This is a genomic window from Micromonospora cremea (assembly GCF_900143515.1).
Taxonomy (GTDB): Bacteria; Actinomycetota; Actinomycetes; order Mycobacteriales; family Micromonosporaceae; genus Micromonospora; species Micromonospora cremea.
Genome location: NZ_FSQT01000001.1, coordinates 906,270 through 928,109, shown reverse-complemented (window position 1 = coordinate 928,109; position 21,840 = coordinate 906,270). Strand labels below are relative to the sequence as shown.

Sequence of the window (21,840 nt, the reverse complement as noted above, 5' to 3'; positions counted from 1 at the left end):
ACATCTGTTTACTCCATCCTCAGGCGATGGGCTACCGTCGGGCGCGCCGCACCGCCGGGTTGAGCGAACGGCCGCGGTGGGACGGTCATCCGGTCGGCGTGAAGCGGACCGCATCGGCGCGGGTGGTGCCCGAGCCGGACGTCAGGGTGACCGCCGTGATCCCCTCGGTCAGCTGATGCGTGCCGATCGAATGCCATTCGCCGCCGGTGGCGCACTGATCGACGGGGACGCTCGCGCCGGCGACGGTGTACGTCGTGCTGGTGCTGCAGCTGGTGTGCTTCGGTGACCAGACGTCGACCTGGTAGGTCCCCGCAGGCAGGTCAGCTCGCCAGGTCACGGTCAGGCCGGCGGTCGAGGTGTAGCGGGTGCCGGAGCCGTCGAATCCTTTCAAGCTGCTCGACAGCCAGCGTCCCTCCTCGCTGTAGGCCGGATTCTCGGCATCGCAGGTCGGCGGGGTGCCTTCGTTCGTCACGACGACCGCCGCGGCACCGCCACCACCGGTCGTCGGTGTGATCACGTGAAGCGCGGACGGCGGTCCGCTGCCCGCGCTGTTCGTTGCCGTCACCCGGTACGTGCCCGCCACAGCGTCGCTGCCCAGTACCAGGCTCGTGCCGGTCGAAGATCCGATGATCCGTTCCGGGGCGACAACGCACGCCTGCTTCAGCGATGCGGTCACGACGTAGCCCCGGGCATTGTCGGTGGCGTCCCAGTTCAGTGTCGTGATCCCGTCGACCGTGCGGTGCCCGACTCCGGTGACCTGCCCGGGAGCGGTGGTGTCCAGCCCGACGGTGTGCTCAGCGGTCCCACCGCCCACAAGGAGGTAGGTGTGGCCCACGGTCACCGGGAACCGCAACACGCCGGTGACCTGGTCGACCCGGTACGCGACCGACTGCCCGCTCGTGCGGTCGACGACGGCGAGGGAGCCGGTGTCCCAGCCGGTGTTGGCATTCTCGATGGTGATCGCGTCATCCCCACGCCCGGCGGTGTAGCGGGATCCGGTCGACACCGGGTACACCTCGGCCGTCAGCGCTCCAGCCTGCGTGGTCACCAGAACGCCCTTGCCGCCAGCGAACGCTGGGATCCGGTCGGTGCCGATCGCGTAGTTCCGCAGCGTCGTCGGCCCGTGGAACACCGCGCCGCTCTGGACGTCGATCCACTTGCCGGCCGGCAGGTACACGTCCCGGGCCTGCGCTGTTTCGAAGTCGGCGCCGAACACCGGCACGGCGAGCAGGGACTCGCCGAACATCCACTCGTACTGGCGGGTGGTGTCGTTCGCCAGCCCGTAGGTGTTCGGATCGTCGGGATAGGCCAGTGGCAACGGGGTCACGGCGGCGGGGAACCCGCTCTCGTGCCCGTCCAGCACCGCGTCGTAGATGTACGGGCGCAGCGCCTCGTGCCACAACGCCATCTTTTTCACCGCTGCCGCGTAGTCGCCGCAGCCGAGTTCCCACGGGCCCTTGCCGAACGCCATCACCGGCAACATGGCGCTGAACTGCGCGTTGCGGACGAAGTACTGCTGGTACGCCGGGTCCTGCATCGACGGCCCTGGCGTGCCACCCACGTAGTCGCCGTACAGGTTGCCGGCACTGGATGCGGCGTAGTTGAGGAGGTTGACCGGCATCCGGTCCGGGTCCTCGTGGTAGACCTCGCCGGTGCCGTAGATGGTGTCGTTGATCCGGATGATGTCGCCCGGAACGGAGTACCCGGCGTTCCGCACCATCACCAGGTCGCCAGCATCGTGCATCGCGATCTGCACCGGGTTCCAGTTGCCGTCGAGGTGGAGGTTCGGGTCGTAGAGCATCGTGTCCTCCTTCCACCCGTCCACACCCCAGGCGCGCAGCCGGTCGACGAACCAGCGCACCGCCTCCGGGTTGGATCCGTCCAGCACGTAGCTGGCGCCGGCGGGGAACTGCGCCCGAGTCACGACACGGGGCGCGCCGTCGCCGTTGCGTAGCAGGAAGCCGCGCTCCAGCGCCTCCTGCAGGAACGGCCCGTCGTACCGCAGGTTGTAGTTGCCGCCGTCGGCTGGCAGAGCCTTGATGTTGTTTCGCGCCCCCAGCAGCAGCTTGATGTCGTTGTCGGCGAAGAGCCGCTTCAACGCGTCAGGATCCGGGTATCGCGGGTTCGGCAGTCCGTCCGCGCGCCCGTCCTCTGCGGTGTCGTCCCACATGCCAAAACTGTTCGTGGTGCCCTCGACCTTGTTGCCGCGGGGGCCAGGCCAGAAGCCGGATCCGACCACGCCCCAACTGAGCGGATAGCCGTGCGCGAGGAATTCCTGCACCGTCTCGACGACGGACGACTGGTAGGTGTCCCAGCCGAGTGCGCCGTACGCCTCCCAGCCGAGTCCGAAGAACGACTCGTCCGGCCGGGAGTCCAGGTAGCCGTGCCGGTTGCGGACCTGCTTGTAGTCGGCGTACACCTGCGGCAGGTCACGGCCGACGAAGTAGTACAGGCTGTCGACGGAGTCCACGTCGGCGGCGCCGAGCCGGTTCTCGGTTCCGGTGAGGCCGACTCGTTTCCGCCCGTCCTCGAACCACACCTGAGCGAACCGCTGCTTTGGGAACACGGTGAAGTTGCTGACGAAGCGCTTGCAACTGCCCTCGTTCGTCAGGTTGTCCAGCACCAGCCCCGTCAGCTCCGTACTCGGCCTGGCCTCGACGTTTCCACTGCAGGGCGTCCCCTGCTCAGGTTGGCCGTCGGCGAACGACCCGTAGTCGCCGAGCCCGTACGCCGGGGCGACCGCACCGGTACGGAAGTCGATCGTGCTGCTGGCTCCGGGCAGGTTCGGCACCAGGATCCGCGCGTAGCTGTCGGATGGAAGCACGTGCACTTTGACCTGCGACCCGTCCGTCATCGTCACGTTCAGCACGGCCGTGCCGGACCTCGACCTTGGACCGGAGACGAGCCGAGTGTCCTCGGCGTCGTTGACGTCCTGCCCGCCGGCGTACCTGATCCGCAGACCCGAGTCCGGATGCGCCGGTGCAACCGCGGCGCCGGAGGAATTATCGAACGAGTACCGGAAGCGGTCCTTGATGATCCGCATCCGGTAGGTCTCGCCGGTGATCACGATGCTGTCACCGACGTCCACCACTCGCTGGCGCGGCGGGTCGCCGCCGGTCCAGCCGGCAGCGGGGACCGCCCCGACCAGGCCCGACCCGACGGTGACCGCGGCGACGAGGTGAACCGACAGTGCGGGGCGTTTCAGCATGGTGGCTCCTAGCTGAGAGCGTCGCGATGCGGCAGGGCGGGTTCACGCCGAGCGTCGTGCGAAGTCGGCTGCGGTAGGGCCGCAGCGGCGGGCTGTGCCAGCGCGTGGGGCGGAGCTTTCGGTGCGAAGGACCTGACAACATCCAATCTGGATTTCGCTTGCCTGGTACGGAAAGATATCCCGCATGCTGCATGTGGTCAACCGCGTTGTGGAAGTACCGGTTAGGATTGAGCGCGTCGAGACGTGGATCGTGGTCCTATGGCGTCCGTAGACGCACGGCCCCGGACGGGCGGTGGTCCGCCCAGCGCCGAGACTGGCAGTGGTGGATCCGCGACCTCACCGAGATCACCGAGCGCGCCGTCCCGCCCGGGTACGAGTCGCTGCAGCAGTCGACCGACGGACAGGCGTTGCTGCTCGGGCAACCCTCCGGCGCCGACGAGGCGTACGCAGCGTTCACCCTGCCCGGGGGCGAGCTGCGCCCACCGGCGTTACGGCGGGACGCCAAACCGCCGGATGCTGGCATTCCTGGACGGGCGTAAACTGGCCACCGCAGAGTTCACATCGGCCCTAACGCCCGGCCGCACCGCCACTTCACCATTGCAATTCATGACGTCGACGGCCGCACCGCCCGGCGAGCCGGAGCTAGGCCCTGATGCCCGCACGACTCTGCTACGCGGGGGTACTGGGTATCGGTCGCAGTACCGCCGGAGGAGTGGCACCGTCACGGTGAGCCCCGCCTGGTTGGGCGTCTTGGATGTGATGGCAGCTGCGGGCGGCCATGACGGCGAATGACGTAAGGATGGCGAAGGCAGAGGTCAGCACGGCGAACAGGGCGGGACTCGGAAGCAGATAGCTGACCGGCCTCGTGCCTAGGAAGACCGTGCCGAAGGTTGTGATGGCCGCAGCGCCGATGATGAGGTGAGCCATGGCCTTGGGGATCCACAGTGGCGCAGGCCTGGTCGGTTGGCGGAACACCGTCAGCGCTAGCACTCCGATCAGGAGCATGAGCGCTGTGAGCGCGAGCGCAAACCCATAGGGACGGTCGAGGGCGATCTCCGTGTCGGTACGGCACACCGTCGTGGTGCCCTGGCTGGCGGCGGCTCGAGCAACGCATCCACTTATGTGGATGTCCAGCGCTGCGGAGGCGATGAGGAGCATCGCGATCACCGGACCGATTGCGCCGACGAGGATTCGGGCTGACGCGAGCATCGGCGCAAGATGGCCAAAGGGTGCGGCTGCCAGCGCCGTGGCGTAGAACATGCCGAGGATTGCCAGGCTGAAGGCCGGACCGTTGAGCATCGTGCCGGAAAGCGAGTTCCCGGAGTCGGGTGGCCCGCCGGCAAGCACCCCATATTGGACTGCGCAGATGATCAGCGCACCGAGTGTGTTGAACAGAACGACGGTCACTTGGCGATGGACCCGGGTGGCCTCGTCAGCCTGCGATGGATCGACCTCCTTTACCTGTTCCGGCGTGTCCGGCGTCCGGTTGAGGTAAAGCAGCAGGGCGGTGAAGGCGAAGCCAGCCAGGACGCCAGCAATCTGGGAATAGAGGCCAGCGGTAGCGCTAATGTTGGTGAGCGGTTCCGCAACGACCATGGGAGCCTCCCGTGTCGTTCGAGGGCATCGGCATCCGACTCGATTGAGCCTGACCACAAGGCATTGATTGGGCAACTACCCGTTGGGGTTCAACTGATCGCTATTGCGGTGCGACTAGGTGGCCGGATGTCCGTCGGGCACAACTCCTCTTCTTCACCGACCCGGACGGTAACGGCTGGGCGGTGCAACAAATCTCCAGCTGCGGCTGAGTCCGGGCCCGCTGACCTACCGCCGGCAGGCGAACCCCGGCCCATGGCACGCTCACCCACGCCCGCAGCCACCGCCCGGCGGTCGGGCGCGAACGCGAGTTACACCGCTGGCTCGGCACGCGACCGGGCGGGATCGGTTGGGTAGGCAACCCTGTGGAGGGTTACTGGATGTATTCCTGACCCCAAGTCAAGATGATGGTCGCCACCTCTGGTGACCGCGCTGCCGCCAGCTAAAATGACCTTGTTCTGTCCACCCCCTTTGAGAACGTTTGCTCCAGCAGTCGCTCTGCGGTGTCTCCCGTTCGGGCAGTCAGGATTGCGTCGCGGACGAGGCTTCGCCCCTGGAGCCCCGGTGCGACCCGACAAGGTGTGTGAACGTGATCAATCCGCTGCACATTCAGACGCTCCGGGAGGTGCTGCGGGTTGGGTCGTTCGCCAACGCCGCCCGCAACCTGGGCTACACCAGTTCCGCTGTCTCGCAGCAGATCTCCGCGCTTGAGCACAAGATAGGCGTCGCGCTGTTCGAGCGCAGTGCCAGCAGCGTACAGCCGACCCATGCGGCGAGAGTGCTGGCGTGCCGGGGCAATGACATCCTGGCCTCGCTGGAGAGCCTGCGCCAGGAGATGCAGAGCCTGTCCGCGGCCCAGCAGGGGCGGATAACATTAGGCAGCTTCCCGACGGCGAGCCAGAGGATCCTGCCGACGGGGTTGGCCAGCCTGTCGCGGATGGCGCCCGAGGCCGAGGTGCATCTGGACGAAGGTGAGCCGGACGAGCTGCTGCCGCCCCTCCTCGCCGGGAAGCTCGACCTGGTGCTCGTGTACAGCTACGACCTGGCACCGCGGACCTGGCCGGACGCGGTCGTGCCCACCGCACTCACCACCGACGAGCTGGTACTGCTGGTGCCGGAGTCGCACCCCTTCGCAGGCCAGTCGTCGGTTCGGCTCGCCGACCTATCCGAGGAGACCTGGATCGCGAGCCGGGAGGAGACAGCCGGTGCCAGGGCATTGGTCTGCCTCTGCACCAGGGCCGGCTTCATTCCCCGCGTCGCCTTCCGCAGCAACGACTATGACGTGGTGCGCGGGTTCGTGCGGGCGAAGCTGGGTATCGCCCTGGTACCGCGGCTGGCGCACCGGCCGGAACCGGGCGTACGGGACCTACGGATCCGTCGGCGCACCCCGCGGCGGCAGATCAGCACGCTGCACCGGGACGGCAACCCCAACCCGCTGCTCCGCAAGCTGATCGGCTGCCTGCTCGTGGCGGCCAGGACCGTCGATGCCGCACAGCACGGCGGTATCTAACGACCCGCCCTCGCGGCCGGCTAGTGCCTCATCTCTTAACGTTGATCGTGTAATCCCTCGTTCTCCAGTCGTTGCGGCACAACCGAAAGCTCGTGCGGGTCACCGGACGATGACACTACCGCCAAGCTCGCGACGACCCACGACATGCCGACCTAACAAGCACTACTAGTGTCCTGAGTCGTTGGAAGCTTTATTGATCCGGGCGCAGTAGTTGGCGAGGTTGTCGAGGATCTGGTCGGCGGTTTTGGTCCAGACAAAGGGTTTCGGGTCGTCGTTCCATGCCGCGATCCAGGCGTTGACGTCGTCTTCGAGGGCTTTGACGCTGCGGTGCGTGCAGCGGCGGAGCTTGCGGTTGGTCAGTTCAGCGAACCAGCGTTCGACCAGGTTGAGCCAGCTGCCGGAGGTTGGTGTGAAGTGCAGGTGGAAGCGGGGATGTGCAGCCAGCCAGGCGCGGATCGCCGGGGTCTTGTGGGTGGCGTAGTTGTCGCAGATCAGGTGCAGGTCCAACTCGGGCGGCGTGCTGGCGTCGATGGTCTTGAGCAAGCGCAGGAACTCCTGATGGCGGTGCCGACGCTGGTGCTGGCCGATCACCTTGCCGGTGGCGATGTCCAGCGCGGCGAACAGGCTCACGGTGCCGTGCCGCACGTAGTCGTGGGTGCGGCGCTCAGGCGCGCCCGGCATCATCGGCAGCATCGGCGCGGTGCGATCGAGGGCCTGCATCGGGGATTTCTCGTCGACTGCGAGGACCATCGCCTTGTCCGGCGGATCGAGGTACAACCCGACCACGTCACGAACCTTGTCGATGAACAACGGATCGGTGGACAGCTTCCAGGTGTCAACCAGGTGCGGTTTGAGCCCGAACGCCCGCCAGATCCGCGACACGGCCGTCTGGTTGAGCCCGGCCGCCTTCGCCATCGACCGGGTCGACCAGTGGCTATCCCGGTTGGACGGCGCCTCTTCGAGGGTCTTGACGATGACCGCCTCGACCTGCGCGTCGGTAATCTTCCGCGGCGCGCCAGGACGAGGCTCGTCCTGCAGCCCTGCCAGTCGCTGCGTGATGAACCGCTTGCGCCACTTACCAACCGTCGGCAGCGACGCCCCGAGCTGCCGTGATACCTCGCTGTTGGACAGGCCATCCGCGCACGCCAACACGATCCGCGCCCGTAACGCCAACGCCTGCGCCGTCTTTCCACGACGAGCCCAGCCCTGCAACACGTCCCGCTCCTCAGCGGTCAACGCCAGCAACGCCAACTTCGGACCACGACCATCACCCACGCCATCAATCTAGCAATGAACCAACGACTCAGGACACTAGACGGCTGGTACCTACTTGGCCGCGCCGGCTACGCTCAGCGGTCCAGACACCGATCGCCGCGCCCGCCGTTCCGGCCGCGACAGGCGACGGTCGGTGTACTGCGCCAGCCTCGACAGCGCGTACCCGACGGCGACGTACATGACCGCGATCACCAGGAACATCTGGATGGGGTTGCCCAACTCCTGCACGGCGAGGTTGCCCGAGCGCAGCAACTCGGGGTACTGACCGAGGATCAGCGCCGCGAGCGAGGTGTCCTTGAGCACCACGACGACCTGACTGATCAGGGCGGGCAGCATCACGCGGAAGGCCTGTGGCAACAGTACGAGGCGCAGGGTCTGCCACCGGGACAGGCCGATCGCCGACGCCGCCTCACACTGCCCGCGCGGGAGCGCCTGCACGCCGGCGCGGATGATCTCCGCTATGACCACGCCGTTGTAGGCGGTCAGCCCGATGACCAGGTACCACAGGAAGCGACCACCGGGTGCGTTGGCGAACGTCAGGCCGAGGTCGGGCAGCACGCGCGCGGCGAAGTAGATGGTGATGACGACGGGCAGGCCACGCAGCAGCTCGACCAAACCGACGAGCAGGATCCGGCCGGCGCGCCCGAGCATGAACCGGGCGACCGCGATCAGGGTACCGACGGCCAGCGAGCACGCGATGGCGAGCGCGGCTGCGACCAGCGTGCGCCGCAGGCCGCGGCCGATGATCTGCCACACCGCCGCGAAGCTCTCATCGTCGGGGTCGAACAGCGGGCTCCACTTCTCCGCCGCGAACTGCCCCCCGTCGCGCAGGCGCAGGGCAGCGACGGCCAGCGCGATGAGGATGACCACCACGGCCGCGGCGCTGCTAACGCGAATCCGGCGGCGGGCCCGCGGCCCGGGCTCGTCGTAGAGGATGCTTGGTGCCGCGCTCATTGTGTAAACGCCACCCTTCGTTCGATCACGTGGAGGAGGAGCGCGGCGGGGATGGTGATGGCGAGGTATCCCACGGCGACGCCGGTCAGCACCGGCAGGTTCGGATAGCCCTGCGCGCTGGTGAGCGTGCCGCTCACCGAGAACAGGTCCCGCCCGACGCCGAACGCACCCACCACGGCGGAATTCTTGAACATCGCGATGATCACGCTGGCCAGCGGCGGTACGACCGTTCGCACCGCCTGCGGGAGCACCACGGTCGACAGGCTCTGGGCGAACGTCATCCCGATCGATCGGGCCGCCTCGGCCTGGCCCGCGGGCACGGTGTTGATGCCGGAGCGGACCGCCTCGCACACGAAGGCGGCGGTGTAGAGAATCAACCCGGCCACGGCGAACAGGTAGTACGAGGCATTGATACCGAGTTCGGGCAGGCCAAACGCCATGAAGAACAGGACCAGCGCGAGTGGTGTGTTGCGTAGCGCGTTGACGAATCCTGCGGCGAGGGCGCGCAGCGGTGGGATCGGTGATACCCGCATCGCGGCCAGCACCAAGCCCAGGGCGAGCGAGCCGACCAGCGCCCACAGGCAGATGCCGACCGAGCGCAGGTACCCGGACCAGAAAAGGTCGATGTTGTCGGTGAACGCGTCCACGTACCGGACCTCCGCCGTCGATCGTCCAGGCATCGACGTGGATCGGGTGGGGGCCTGACCCGGCCCCCGCCCCGCCACACGATGATCAGCTACACGTGCCGATGCTGGGCAGTGCCGGCGTCTCGACGTTGTCGGCGAGCTTGCCGGCCGTGGAGGTCCAGGCCTTCTCGTACGCGCCGGACTGCGCCGCTTCCCTCAGCACCTGGTTAATGAACTCGCAGAACTGCACGTCGCCCTTGGCGATGCCGATGCCGTACGGCTCGTCGCTGAAGCGCTCACCCACGAGCTTGAAGGCGCCGTTGGACTTGCTGACCAGGCCCAGGAGGATGACGTTGTCGGACGTCACCGCCCGGATCTGCCCGGTGCGCAGCGCGTCCGCGCACTTGGAGTTCACGTCGAACAGGACCAGTTGGTCCGGGTTGGCCAGGTACGGCTTGATCCTCTCTGAGGGGACGGAGCCCTCGGTGGAGCACACCTTGGCAGCCGTGTCGTTCCGCAGGGCCTGCGGCCCGTCGATCTTGTTGTCGTCCTTGGCGACCATCACCTGTTGACCCGCCAGGTAATACGGCCCGGCGAACGAGATCCGCTTCTTGCGCTCGTCGTTGATGGTGTACGTGGCCGCGACGAGGTCCACCTCCTTGCGTTCGATGATCTCCTCGCGGACCCGGGCCGGAGCCTCGGTGTACTGGATGTTCTCCTCCTTGACGCCCAGCTTCGCGGCGATCATCTTGACCAGTTCGACCTCGAACCCGGCCGGCTTGTCCGACAGGCCCGTCATACCGAAGCCGGCCTGGTCGAACTTGACGCCCGCCCTCAGGGTGCCGGCCTCGGCGATCCGGGCCATCGTGGACCCGGCCGGGAACTGCGGTGCGTCGGCGACCGGTCCCGCCGCCGGATCGCCGCCACCCCCGCAGGCGGCGATGGCCAGGCTGGCCGCGGTCACGACGGCCAGGATGGATACGCGTCGTATACCCATCGTGCTCCTTTCTCGAATCACGGATCGGCTGGGCCCCGCGCCCACTGGCGCCGGGTCAGTGGGTCAGGACCTTGGACAAGAAATCCCTAGCCCGCTCGCTCGTCGGGGAATCGAAGAAGCGCTCGGGAGCGCCGGACTCGACGATCTCGCCGTCGGCCATGAACGCGACCCGGTCGGCGGCGCGCCGGGCGAAACCCATCTCATGGGTGACGACGAGCATGGTCATGCCGGTGCCGGCCAGCGCGGTCATGACGCCGAGCACCTCGTTGATCATTTCTGGGTCGAGTGCCGAGGTCGGTTCGTCGAAGAGCATCACCTTCGGATCCATGGCCAGCGCCCTGGCGATGGAGACCCGCTGCTGCTGGCCGCCGGAGAGTTGGGCCGGATACTTGCCGGCCTGCTCGGCAACGCCCACGCGATCGAGCAACGCCATGCCGCGCCGCTCGGCTTCCGCCCTCTTGCGCCGGCGCACCCGGATCTGGCCCAGGGTGACGTTCTCCAGCACCGTTTTGTGCGCGAACAGGTTGAACGACTGGAAGACCATCCCGACATCGGCGCGCAGCCTGGCCAGATTCCTGCCGTCGGTGGGCAACGGTTTGCCCGCCATGCAGATCGTCCCGGAGTCGTGAGCCTCCAGTCCGTTGATGGTGCGGCACAGCGTGGACTTGCCCGACCCGGACGGGCCGATGATGACCACGACCTCTCCGGCGAACACGGCCAGATCGATATTTTTAAGCACGTGCAGGTCGCCGAACCGCTTGTTCACCTTTTCCAGTTCGACCAGGGGCGGGCCGCTGACGCCAGCCTGCGGCCAGTCGGCGGCTCCGCCAGCAATCACACGGTTCACCGCGTCATTCAGCTTATCCGCCATGGCACTTCTGGGAGTGTGCGAACTCTAATCGGATTGGGTGTAGGAAGCTGTGCATTCTTGTTCTTCTTTCACGAAAGCGAAGGGCCTGCGTCTCACGGGGGCTGAAACATGACCTTGTGATGAGCGTGGCGTACCGCTAAGAGTTCCGGTAGACGGTGTCGGCATTGCTTCTCTTATGCACAGCGTCAGAAACTCTTTCGCTGCTGGCGGTGCCGGTGCGGCAACGGGTCGGTCAGGAGCCAACCAGCTCCATCGCCGCCTTCTCGATGGCGGCCTCGGATAGCAGCACGCGCAGCGCCGCAGCGCCCAGCGGGATGAAGCTGTCTTCGCTCGTCACCCGGCTGATCGCGCCCCGGAACCCGCGATCCACGAGCGCCGTGACGACCCCTTCCGAGACGCCGCCCGAGCGCCGCGTCTCGTCCACTACGAGGACGCGGCCGGTGGCCTCGGCCTCCCGCATCAGATCCTCGACCGGTAACGGTGCCAACCACCGCAGGTCGAGCACCCGGCAGCCAACTCCCGCGCGTTCGAGCCGGCGCGCGACCCGCAGGCTCATGTGCAGGCCGTTGGCGAAGGTGACCAGCGTCAATTCGCCGCCGTCGCCGTGCGTGCGTCCCCGGCCGATCGGTGCATCGGTCGCCGCCCACTCCCGCGGGCCGGCGTACCGTACCAACCATTCCCCGTCGCCGTCCGCGAACAGGTCCCGGGTGTGGTACAGCGCGATCGGCTCCAAGAAGACGGAGGTGCGCCCATCCAGACTTGCCGCTGCCGCGCAGGTCCGCAACATGGCCGCGGCATCGTCCGGCCGTGCCGGGGACGCCACGACGAGCCCCGGGATATCCCGGAGGACGGCCAGCGAGTTGTCGTTGTGGAAGTGCCCGCCAAAACCCTTTTGATATCCGTATCCGGCAATGCGTAGGACCATAGGATTGTGGTACTGGCCGGCGGAGAAGAACGGAAGCGTCGCGGCCTCACCGCGCAACTGGTCCTCCGCGTTGTGCAGATACGCCAGGTACTGAATCTCCGGGATCGGCAGGAGTCCGGAGATCCCCGCACCGAGGGCGAGGCCGAGAATGCTCTGCTCGTCCAGCAGCGTGTCGAAGACCCGCGCCCGGCCGGCCCGCTTGCCGAGCCCGCGGGTGACGCCGTACACGCCGCCCTTGCGCCCGACGTCCTCGCCGAACACCATCGACTGTGGATGGTAGGCCAGCACGTCGAGCAGCGCGCGATTGATCGCCTGGGCGAGCGTCAACGGTCCCTCCGACTCCGGCAGCGTGCCACCGAACATCCGCCACCGCCCGTCGCGCGGGGCCGGCGCCGTGGCCACAGCCGTCACGTTCGCCGCGACGTGGTGCGCGAGTGGGGCCATGATCTCCTCGGCCGATCCGAGCTTCGGTGCCTTGGCGACCTCCGCGGCGATGGCCAGCACCTCGACCCGCTTCGCCTCGTAGCGCGCGAGGACCTCATTGGGGGTGAGCAGCCCGGCTCCGATGAGCAGCTCGGCCGTCCTGACCAGGGGGTCGCGCCCGTAGTCCGCGGCAATCTCCCGCTGGCTGCGGTAGGCGTGTTCGACGTCCGATCCGGCATGCCCCATCAACCGCACCGTCCGCAGGTGCAGGAACGCCGGGGCGCGGCGGGTACGGACCCACTGCCCGGCCGCCAACGCCGCGTCGAACACGGCGGTCAGGTCGCCGCCGTCGGCTTCGAAGTATTTCAGGCCGGCGCGGTTGCCGTGCGCCGACCCGATCCATCCCGCCGGTGTGGGGACGCTGATGCCAAGCCCGTTGTCCTCGCAGAGCAGCAGCAAAGGCAGCGACTGACCCTGGTACGCGCAGTACGCTGCGGCGTTGATCGCCCCCAGCGCGGTGGAGTGGTTCGCCGACGCGTCCCCGAAGCTACACACCGCTAGCGCATCGCGCGGCCATGGGCTGGCGACCCCCAACTTCCGCGCGCGTTCGATGGCGAACGCGACGCCGACGGCCCGCGGCAGGTGCGAGGCGATCGTGGAGGTCTGCGGGATCACGGCGAGCCCCTGATGGCCGAAGACCTTGTGCCGCCCACCGGAGATCGGCTCGGCGGCCGCGGCGACGACGCCCAGCAGCACATCCCGCAGCGGGTCCTGGCCCGGCACCTGGCGGGCCCGCTCCAGATAGAAGGCACCGGAGCGGTAGTGCAGCAGTGCCGGGTCGGTGGGCCGCAGCGCGGCGGCGACGGCGGCGTTGCCCTCGTGTCCGGACGACCCGATCGTGTAAAACCCCTTGCCCTGGCCCTGCAACCAGCGTGCGGCCAGGTCCAAGTGCCGGCTGCCGAGTTGCGCGTCGAACAGCTCAAGGCACCTGTCGGCGTCCAGAATGGAACCCGCCCAGGGCAGCGGCTGTGACGGGGCGGACGTGCCGCAGACCAGGCGCGGTACGATCCGCAGGAAGTGCGCGTCGATTGGCTCGGTCATGCCGTCAGCGGAAGGCCGGGAGTGCGGTGAGGGCGTGCCCGACCACGAGGGTATGGATCTCGCTGGTGCCCTCGTAGGTCAGGACCGACTCGAGGTTGCACGCGTGCCGCAGGGGCGAGTAATCGAGCATGATCCCATTGGCTCCCAGGATGCTCCTGCATTCGCGGGCGACGCCGAGCGCCTCCCGCACGTTATTGAGCTTGCCAGCGCTCACCTGCTCAGGTGCAAGCCGGCCGGCGTCCTTGAGCCGGCCCAAATGCAGCGCGAGCAGCATTCCCTTGCCGAGTTCGAGCGCCGTGTCGGCGAGCTTCGCCTGGGTCAGCTGGAACGCGGCGATCGGCCGGCCGAACTGCTCCCGGCTCAGCGCGTAGCCGATGGCCGCCTCCAGGCAATCCCGCGCGGCTCCCATCGCACCGAAGATGATGCCGAAACGCGCCTCGGACAGGCATCCGAGCGGGCCGGACAGCCCTCGCGCACCGGGCAGCAGCGCCGCGGCGGGCAGCCGGACCCCGTCGAGGACCAGCTCACTGGTGACCGAGGCGCGTAGCGATAGTTTGGACTTCACCGCATTTGCAGTGAAGCCGGGAGTGTTGGTCGGTACGACGAACCCCCGGATCCCGTCGTCGGCGCGCGCCCACACGACGGCGACGTCGGCGACCGAGCCGTTCGTGATCCACATCTTGGTACCGTCGAGGATCCAGTCAGTGCCGTGCCGTTTCGCAGTCGAGCGCATACCGGCCGGGTCCGAGCCGGCGTCGGGCTCGGTGAGCCCGAAGCATCCGATGCTGTCGCCGCTGGCCATCCGTGGCAGCCAGTACGCCTTCTGCGCCTCGTCGCCGTACGTGTGAATGGCGTACATGGCCAGCGAGCCCTGCACGCTGACCAGCGAGCGCACCCCCGAGTCGCCCGCCTCCAGTTCCAAGCACGCGAGGCCGTACGCGGTGGCAGACGTGCCAGCGCAGCCGTAGCCTCGCAGATGCATCCCGAGCAGGCCGGCAGACCCGAGCAGGCGGGCCAGCTCGCGGGCCGGCAGGTCGCCGGATTCGTACCAGCCGGCTACGTGTGGCCGGACGTGGTCGTCGACGACGCGGCGCACCGTCTCCCGGATCGCCAGCTCCTCCTCGGTCAGGAGCGAGTCGATGGCGAACAGCGCGTCCGGGGTCACCGTCGTGGCTGGCGACATGCTTGCGCCCCCACTCACCGCGCGCCACCACGCCATACCCGTCCCCGCAGCTCCATCGCCGCGCGGATCCGCCGTTCGGCGAGGCAACGCGCCGTGGCGTGCGGGGTGATGCCCAGCCGGCGGGCATCGGCGAGCACCTGCGCGGTGTTACTGCGCAGCTTCTCCGAGATGTAGGTGTAGATGGCGCCGGGGTCCGGGCGGAAAGGGGATCGTCTCGCCTCCATCGCGTAGGCGGCCGCCACGACCCCGCCGGCGTTGGCGATGAAATCGGGTACGACGGCGATGCCACGCTCGCGGAGCACCTCCTGCGCGGCCGGGTCGGTGGGTAGATTCGCGCCCTCGACCACGAGCCGCGCCTTGACCCGCGTGGCGGTAGCCACGTCGATGACGTCCTGGATCGCGGCGGGCACCAGAATGTCGGCCGGAACCAGCAGTTCGTCCCCAACCGGGATGATCGTCCCGCCGTCGTACTCCTTGACCGCCGCATCACCACGCTCGGCCCGCAACTCAAGCAGGGCGCCGATGTCCAGGCCGTCGGGGTCGTACAGCGCGTCGTGGACGGTGGAGACGGCGACCACGACCGCGCCGAGTTCAGTGAGCCGCCTCGCCGCCGCCGATCCGACCGCCCCGAACCCTTGGACGACCACCCTGGCACCGCGAAGGCTAAAACCGAGGCACTCCCCCGCCGCGTCCGCCGCCTCGGCCACCCCGAATCCGGTCAGGCCGAGCTCGTCGTACGGCACCCCCCCGAGGTCGTGCGGGCTGCCGACGGCGGCGCCCCGGTCGCCGAGTTCGTCCTGCACGATCGCCGCGTCGCGCTCCGTAAGGCCCATGTCGAGGCCGAGCACGTACTCCTTCGGCACCTCGTTCGCCAGCGCGCGAACGAAGGAACGCAACACCAACTCCTTGTCCGGGCCGGCCGGATCGGACACAATTCCCGCCTTCGCGCCACCAAAGAACAGGTCGACGCCGGCCCATTTCCACGTCATGACCCGAGCCAGCCGGGAAATCTCCTCAACGGTTACGTCGGGAGCCATACGGGTCCCGCCCTTGCCCATACCGCGCGAGGTGTTGTCTATCACCAGCGCGCCCTTCATGCCGGTCCGGGTGCTGGAAACGCACACGATCTTCTCCGGACCCCACTCATCCATCAACGAGAAGATGTCGGATGTCACGTAAATGGACCCTTCACTCGGACCGTATGCCTGCCGCGAAGACACGCCCCGCCCCGCCCTGATAGCGGCCGTTGCCATACCATCACAGTCTCCAAGCGCACTGCCAAGGCCGTTGGCGCACCATTTCGTTTGTGTCACCGACAGACATTCTTGGCCTTGACCGCAGCGCCACCCCTTGTGGGTCCGCCCGGGCCGTGGCTAGCGTCACACCAACCTTCCTGGAAACAGAGCAGCCCGACTATTCGTCGGGACGGCATTCGAACGGTCTGGCGTCCCAGGCGCACGTTCCTCCCCCGCCAAGACGTTCAAATACGTGGGGCCGAGTCTCGCGAACCAGGTAAGGCATGTCCGTTAATGCCAGACGTAGGAGGCGGCACTGATGAGTTTCACCAAGCTGCGAAGTACGGCGTTATACCGAAGCTCGCTGGCTGTGCTCGGCGCCGGGGTGCTGTCCGTCGGGGGCATGGCACCCGCCGCCTCCGCCACAGCCAGTGCGCCCAAGGAGGGCGTCACCGTGGTGTATCCGTCATCCTCCGGTGCGGCGGCGGCTCAGGCTGGCGAGGGGTTCGACATCGATGTCGAGGTGCTGCGGGCGGGGACGCTCACCGCGGAGATCCGGGCGGTGTCCGGCAGGAAAGAATGGATACCGCTGAAGGTAGCCACCGAGGCGCTGAACCAAGTGGTCGCTGCGGGTCCGGTGACCGTGCTGGCGGAGGCCCCCTTGGGAACCGGGGCCGGCGAGTATGACCTGCGGGTCCGGGTCGTCGGCGAGGACGGCAAGGTGGTCGCTAAGGGAGACGTCCGCAGCGGCGTGACCATCGAGGATCATGGCCTGCCGACCGGGTTCGAGTCCACCGAGGGAACGACGTGGACCACCTTCGAGCAGGAGCAGTCCTTCCTCGCCGCCGTGGCGGCCGGGTCCTCCCGGACCAGCCTGACGGTCCTCGGCGAGACGGTGAACGGCCGGCCGTACAACCTGCTCACGATCGGCGCCGGCGCATCGCGGTCGTATGCGGACCTCGATGGCGACACAGTGCTGCTGGTCTGCTCGCAGCACGGCAACGAGCCGTCCGGCCGTCAGGCGTGCTTCGAGCAGGCGCGTCGGTTGGCGCTGAGTTCGGACGCGCGCACCCGTGACTACCTCGCGGAGAACACCGTTCTGGTCATCCCGTCGGCTAACCCGGACGGGAGCGCGGCAAACACCCGGCGCAACGCCAACGATGTGGACCTCAACCGTGACCACCTGCGGCTGGAGGAGCCGGAGACCCGCATGATCGCCAAGGTGATGCGGGACGCCCGTCCCGAGATCGTCCACGACCTGCACGAGATGTCCGGCCAGACCCGCCCGCACCTTGAGGTCATCTGGGGACGGCACATGGTCATCGACGAGGAGGTCCGTGCGTACGGCCGGTCGTGGGGCCTCGACTGGGTCCGCCCACGAGTGGAGGCAGCGGGCTTCACCACCGGCCCGTACCTGGCAAACCCGGGCACGGCGGAGAACACCACGCTGACCAACGGCGCAATGATGCGCAACCTGAACGGCGTGATCAGCGAGACGAACACCTCGGTGCTGACCGCGGAGGGGGAGACGCAGCAGTCCTCGCAGCTGCGGCGGGTGAAGGTCCAAGCCCTGACCATCCACGAGACGATCCGGCAGCATCGCGCGCAGCGCGACGAGATGGCGGCGGCCGCCGTCAACGCCGACCGGCGGAACATCGAGATGGGTTACACCCAGGCCGGCCCCTACTTCTTCACCGGGAACTCCGAATCCTCGGAGCCGCTGCCGCCGGACGCGTTCATCATGCGCGTCCCATGCGGATACCTGCTCACCGGCGAGCAGGCGGCGGACCGGGCCCAGTGGGCGGACCTGTTCAACGTGGTAAGCCAGGAGACCTCGGTACCGGGATACGAGGCATTCGTACCCATGTGGCAGGCTTCCTCCGCGGTGATCCCGATGATGGTCGACGCGCGGGCCGCCGGCTCCAACGAGATCGAGGCCACACCCGTGGATGACTGTTCCACCCTGCGACCGTCATCCGTGCCGAGCCCTTAGCGGGTGGGGTTTCCCGCACGCTCCAGATCTGGCCCAGTCGGCTCCGGCCGACTGGGCCGGCTGCTCCCACCCGGCTCCCCGGTCTCGGGCCCCAAGCCCGGCGGCAGCTTCCGGCCATCGCCGACCCGCTCCCCTACCAGAACATCCACGCCCGCCGGCCCGAGGATCGCCCTGAACACGTGCCCATCATCGGCCCTCGGGCGACCGGTCACCGCTCACGCCACGTATCGCGACAGCGCTTCCCACTCAGCGTCAGTCAACGCGCCCGCCAAAAGGGGCTCCCGACAAGTCCAGCGACACCTGGTGCGCAAGATGGCGAGGCCATCGGCCGATCCCGCGGAGGACTGAGCACGAAGGCCCACCTCGCCGTCGACGGACGCGGACGCCCGCTGTCGGTCTTGCTCACCCCAGGCCAGGCCGGCGACAACAGCAACCGTTGGCGCTGCTGGACGCGATCTGCGTCAACGAGCCGGGACCGGGACGGCCCCGCAAGCTGCCCGAGGTGCTGATCGCGGACAAGGGCTACGCCCACGACTCGACTCGCCGAGCGTTGCGACAACGCGGCATCCGCCACGTCATCCCTGAACGATCGGACCAGGTCGCCGGCCGGGCCGCCAAGGGAGCGAGTTCAGCGGCACGGTCGAGGCGCCCCGTCGAGCGGCCGAGTTCGTACCAGCGGCGGCGAGGCCATCACCTGGCGAGGAAGGCGAGCAGCGCGTTGTTGACCTCGTCGGCGTGGGTCCAGAGCATGGACGCCTCGGCCGGGGCGGACGAACCTTCGCCGGACGTCATCAACGTTCTGCCCGGTTGGCAACTACCGGGCGGCAGGCCAGGGGTCGCCCCCGGGGGGCGTCGGCCACGCCCCACGAGCACCGCGGCGCGACCGAGGTGCAACTAAGGTGCGGTCGCCGTCCGCAAGGGACAGAGAGTGTCTGGCGACGACCATCGAATCGATAACGTAACTGCAGTCATCAACATAAGTCATTGATCTAGGTACTACACCTCAGTGTAGAGTTAGCGCCATCGGATCTACCTAAGGAGGTCCACACCTCGGCGGAACCCCGGTGACCGAACAACACGGCGCTCACCCGGCAGCCCCCAGGCCGGCAACCGCCTCAGTCGATCGCCAAAACCGACGACGATCCGCAGCCGTCGGATGCAACCAAAGAGCTTGGCCTGTAGATCCGGTCCCGCCTGTCCGCACACCCGGGCGCGAGTGCCAGGGACGGAAGAAGGAGAAGAATGGGCAAAGCACACGATCTGACCCGCCGGAGTTTCCTCGGGGCGGCCGCGGGAACGGCTACGGCGGCAGCGATTGGCGCCACCGCGAGCCCGGCGATGGCAGGGGGTGGCGTCGCCGAGGGCCAACTCCAGCCCGAGGGCCAGGCGGACATGGCCGCCGCCGGTCATGGCGGCAAGTCCGTCGCGGCGATCACCTACCGGACGACCTCCAGGCCCGGTTGGGTGCCCGACGACTTCGTGGCGCCGAAGAACGCACGGCAGCAGTTCCTCACCATCGACGCCATCGACGGGTTCAAGGTCGACGCCGTACTCTTCGAACCCAGTAACAAGAAGCCGAGCGACACCACGCTGGTGCTCAGGGTCCACGGCAGCGGCGGAAACTACCTGGGATTCGAGATGCCAGGGTTGTCGGCGGCGGGCTACGCCGTACTGGCGATCAACACCCGGCAACACGACGACAACGGCGAGACAGACAACTTCTTCGACATCCGGAAGGACATCGAGGCAGCCTTCTTCACCGCCGTCGACCTGGGATACAAGAAGATCGTCCTGAACGGTCGCAGCCTCGGCAACATCCAGGTCCAGTTCTACGCCGCCACGAACTGGGACCCCCGCATTCGCGGAGTCATCCTACCGTCGATGTTCGCCAAACTGCCGTGGAAGTCGCGTCATCTCCTCACCCAAGACGAGCAGAACTACAACCAGCTCTTCAACGAGTCGATGCAGTTCCTGGCGGCGGGACGAGTTGACGAGATCCTGCCGACCGAGATGCGCGGCGGCGGCGGGAGTCCGAGCCGGACTGGACCGGTGACCGGGCAGCACTTCCTGTCCTACCGGTGGGAGGCCACCAGCGCCGCGGACGGCACCTACTGGATCAAGCGCATTCCCGTCCCCATCCTCATGATGCGTGGCGACCAGGACACCACCATCCGGGACTTCGAGCCCAACTGGCTACTGGCCGAGGCCAATTCCGAGGGCTCGCTGGTCCCGAGCATCAAGTTCGTGGAGATCCCCGGCGGCAGCCACAGCCTCAACGAGAACCCCGAGGCCGTACTCGAAGCCGAAGTGAGCTGGCTGAAGAGCCTGGGCCTCTGATCGAACCACCCCTGGTTGCTCCGACCGGGGCCGGCCAGTGGACCGCCGTTGTCGAGCCCGGGCATGCCGATCCGTCGCACGGCCGGCGCCTGCCTTGAGCGACGGCGGTCCGCTGCTGTCCGACTCGTCGGCGCGACAACGGCGCCAGGCGTCACTGCAGTCGGCGGCCCGTCGCCTGTTGGTGCCGGCCGTGGCCCGCATGATGGTCGACCATCCCCAGGCGCGCGGAGATCTTCGAGCTCGAACAGGCCCCTACCCGGCCTGCGCTTGGGTGCGGTCGACCTCGTGATCGGCGACGAGTATGACGGGCATCCACGGCCCCGCCCGGCAGGGCTGCGCTTCGTACTCCTGCATGAGGAGCCACTGAAGGTGGTGTTGCCAGCGACGCACCCGCTGGCCGGGCCAGGAGAACCTGTCGCGGTCGCCTTGCTGCGGTCCGACGTCTGGGCCACCTCTGCCGAGGGGACCGGCCATCACGCCATGGTCGTCGGGATCTGCCGGTCCCTCGGCGGATACCAGTCCGACCTGCTGCACCGCTCCAACGACGCGACGTTCAACTCGAACTCGTCCCCGTCACGGGAGCCGTCGCGTTGATGCCGGCATTGACCCTACCGGCCAACGACCCTGCTCTCGCTGTCCGTGACGTTGCCGAAGCCAACCTCAGGCGCCGTCTGGTCGTGGTCACCCGAGACACCCCGCCGGCTCCCGCCCTGACCGCCCTTCTGGCCGCCGTGACAGATTAGGCGCACAAGCTCACCTGAGTCGGGTCCGGATCACATGCCCGACCGCCGTCGGGCACGCTGACCGCCTCCGGCCCAGGACGTTCTGACCCGAGCGGGACGCCAAGGACCCACCAGCCGTCAGCGCCGTTCCGGCTCGCTCCTCACGCGCTGCGGCAAAGCTATCGAGCCGCGACCGATCACTTCACCCCAGGCTCCTTCCCCAGATGGCTTTCGAAGCCGCTTGCGTCTGTGTCGCGTGGTGGGTCATAGTCACTGATGATCTCTTCACGGCAGGGCGGCGACGCCCAGGCGTGATGAGCGCCCCCGCGCGGTGCAACGACGCCGCGATGCCTGCACAGGCCGTCTAAAGCAACAACGACGTTCGTGACCTGTGGCAGCAGGCCGTCGGGATCTGGCAGGAGCGGGCTTGGCCACGCTTTGTCCACAGAACCGGCTGACAAGCCGACCGCCGAACGCTGTTTGACCGCCACTTACGCCAGAATGAAGCGGCCGCGACCCCGATTTGAATGTGTCGAGTCGCCCGACAAGGCATGCTCCCCTGATCACCGGATGGCCCACCCTCGACCAACTCTACGAGTGGTTCCGCGACCCTCGGCCGCGCGGAACACCACCAATGGCGAGCGATCTCGCCATGGTTACCTCCCAGCTCCCTGGCGCGCTGAGCGCGAGCGTCACTTACATTGACCCGGAGCTGTCACCGATGCGCGCGGGCAAGATCAAAGAACCATGGTCCGAACTGCCGCCGCTACACGCGCTCGACAGCGGCCTTCCGCTCGGTGTCGTGCTGCACCAAGGCGTACGCACGGCACTGCACCGGAGCCTCGCGCACGGGTACTACCTACCCGTGCGTGCCGCATTGGCCGGCA

At 67.8% G+C, this 21,840-nt stretch carries 15 protein-coding genes and 1 pseudogene; 6 read left to right on the top strand and 10 right to left on the bottom strand.

The window, feature by feature from the left end; all coding sequences use genetic code 11:
* Nucleotides 1-85 precede the first annotated feature (85 nt).
* Nucleotides 86-3,208 carry a golvesin C-terminal-like domain-containing protein gene (locus tag BUS84_RS04225; RefSeq protein WP_074308908.1) on the bottom strand — a complete coding sequence of 1,041 codons (3,123 nt, stop codon included), beginning with the start codon at nucleotides 3,206-3,208 and terminating at the stop codon, nucleotides 86-88.
* Between the two features lie 227 nt (nucleotides 3,209-3,435).
* Between BUS84_RS04225 and BUS84_RS37260 the strand changes: the two genes are divergently transcribed.
* On the top strand, nucleotides 3,436-3,747 hold the full coding sequence (locus BUS84_RS37260; RefSeq protein WP_143728222.1) for a hypothetical protein: 312 nt from the start codon (nucleotides 3,436-3,438) through the stop codon (nucleotides 3,745-3,747).
* A 130-nt stretch (nucleotides 3,748-3,877) separates the two neighbouring features.
* Here BUS84_RS37260 and BUS84_RS04220 read toward each other — a convergent pair whose 3' ends face one another.
* Nucleotides 3,878-4,804, bottom strand: coding sequence for a hypothetical protein (locus BUS84_RS04220; RefSeq protein ID WP_074308906.1), 927 nt, complete (start codon nucleotides 4,802-4,804; stop codon nucleotides 3,878-3,880).
* 586 nt (nucleotides 4,805-5,390) lie between these two features.
* On the opposite strand from BUS84_RS04220, the gene BUS84_RS04215 reads away from it, so the two are divergent.
* Nucleotides 5,391-6,311 (top strand): LysR family transcriptional regulator, encoded by a 921-nt coding sequence (locus BUS84_RS04215; protein ID WP_074312043.1) that lies wholly within the window; start codon nucleotides 5,391-5,393, stop codon nucleotides 6,309-6,311.
* A gap of 165 nt (nucleotides 6,312-6,476) precedes the next feature.
* On the opposite strand, the gene BUS84_RS04210 is transcribed toward BUS84_RS04215, so the two are convergent.
* The 8 genes from BUS84_RS04210 to BUS84_RS04175 all read right to left on the bottom strand — a co-directional run bounded on the left by BUS84_RS04210 (nucleotide 6,477) and on the right by BUS84_RS04175 (nucleotide 15,919).
* Nucleotides 6,477-7,586, bottom strand: a complete 1,110-nt coding sequence (locus tag BUS84_RS04210; RefSeq protein WP_143728221.1) for an IS630 family transposase — start codon at nucleotides 7,584-7,586, stop codon at nucleotides 6,477-6,479.
* Between the two features lie 51 nt (nucleotides 7,587-7,637).
* Nucleotides 7,638-8,540 (bottom strand): amino acid ABC transporter permease, encoded by a 903-nt coding sequence (locus BUS84_RS04205; RefSeq protein ID WP_074308904.1) that lies wholly within the window; start codon nucleotides 8,538-8,540, stop codon nucleotides 7,638-7,640.
* Nucleotides 8,537-9,187: an amino acid ABC transporter permease gene (locus BUS84_RS04200; protein WP_425293437.1), complete on the bottom strand. Its 651-nt coding sequence runs from the start codon at nucleotides 9,185-9,187 to the stop codon at nucleotides 8,537-8,539. Before BUS84_RS04200 ends, BUS84_RS04205 begins: the two co-directional genes overlap by 4 nt.
* Nucleotides 9,188-9,272: 85 nt before the next feature.
* On the bottom strand, nucleotides 9,273-10,163 hold the full coding sequence (locus BUS84_RS04195; RefSeq protein ID WP_074308900.1) for a glutamate ABC transporter substrate-binding protein: 891 nt from the start codon (nucleotides 10,161-10,163) through the stop codon (nucleotides 9,273-9,275).
* Between the two features lie 55 nt (nucleotides 10,164-10,218).
* The gene (locus BUS84_RS04190) at nucleotides 10,219-11,034 is read right to left on the bottom strand and encodes an amino acid ABC transporter ATP-binding protein (protein WP_084757172.1); all 816 of its coding nucleotides are present in this window, start codon (nucleotides 11,032-11,034) and stop codon (nucleotides 10,219-10,221) included.
* A 232-nt stretch (nucleotides 11,035-11,266) separates the two neighbouring features.
* A complete protein-coding gene (locus BUS84_RS04185) occupies nucleotides 11,267-13,483 on the bottom strand; it encodes a thiamine pyrophosphate-dependent enzyme (RefSeq protein WP_074308898.1) in 2,217 nt (738 codons plus the stop codon).
* Nucleotides 13,484-13,487: 4 nt separating this feature from the next.
* The gene (locus tag BUS84_RS04180) at nucleotides 13,488-14,648 is read right to left on the bottom strand and encodes an acyl-CoA dehydrogenase family protein (RefSeq protein WP_208869628.1); all 1,161 of its coding nucleotides are present in this window, start codon (nucleotides 14,646-14,648) and stop codon (nucleotides 13,488-13,490) included.
* Between the two features lie 32 nt (nucleotides 14,649-14,680).
* Nucleotides 14,681-15,919, bottom strand: coding sequence for a Glu/Leu/Phe/Val family dehydrogenase (locus tag BUS84_RS04175; protein ID WP_084757171.1), 1,239 nt, complete (start codon nucleotides 15,917-15,919; stop codon nucleotides 14,681-14,683).
* 301 nt (nucleotides 15,920-16,220) lie between these two features.
* On the opposite strand from BUS84_RS04175, the gene BUS84_RS04170 reads away from it, so the two are divergent.
* The 4 genes and pseudogenes from BUS84_RS04170 (at nucleotide 16,221) to BUS84_RS39530 (ending at nucleotide 20,825) form a co-directional block, all read left to right on the top strand.
* Nucleotides 16,221-17,894, top strand: a complete 1,674-nt coding sequence (locus BUS84_RS04170; RefSeq protein WP_084757170.1) for a M14 family metallopeptidase — start codon at nucleotides 16,221-16,223, stop codon at nucleotides 17,892-17,894.
* Nucleotides 17,895-18,157: 263 nt separating this feature from the next.
* Nucleotides 18,158-18,576, top strand: a pseudogene (locus BUS84_RS41130) (transposase); the annotation flags it as partial.
* Nucleotides 18,577-19,136: 560 nt separating this feature from the next.
* Nucleotides 19,137-20,231: an alpha/beta hydrolase gene (locus BUS84_RS04165; RefSeq protein WP_143728220.1), complete on the top strand. Its 1,095-nt coding sequence runs from the start codon at nucleotides 19,137-19,139 to the stop codon at nucleotides 20,229-20,231.
* A gap of 267 nt (nucleotides 20,232-20,498) precedes the next feature.
* Nucleotides 20,499-20,825, top strand: a complete 327-nt coding sequence (locus BUS84_RS39530; RefSeq protein WP_244298369.1) for a LysR substrate-binding domain-containing protein — start codon at nucleotides 20,499-20,501, stop codon at nucleotides 20,823-20,825.
* The last annotated feature ends 1,015 nt before the right edge of the window (nucleotides 20,826-21,840 follow it).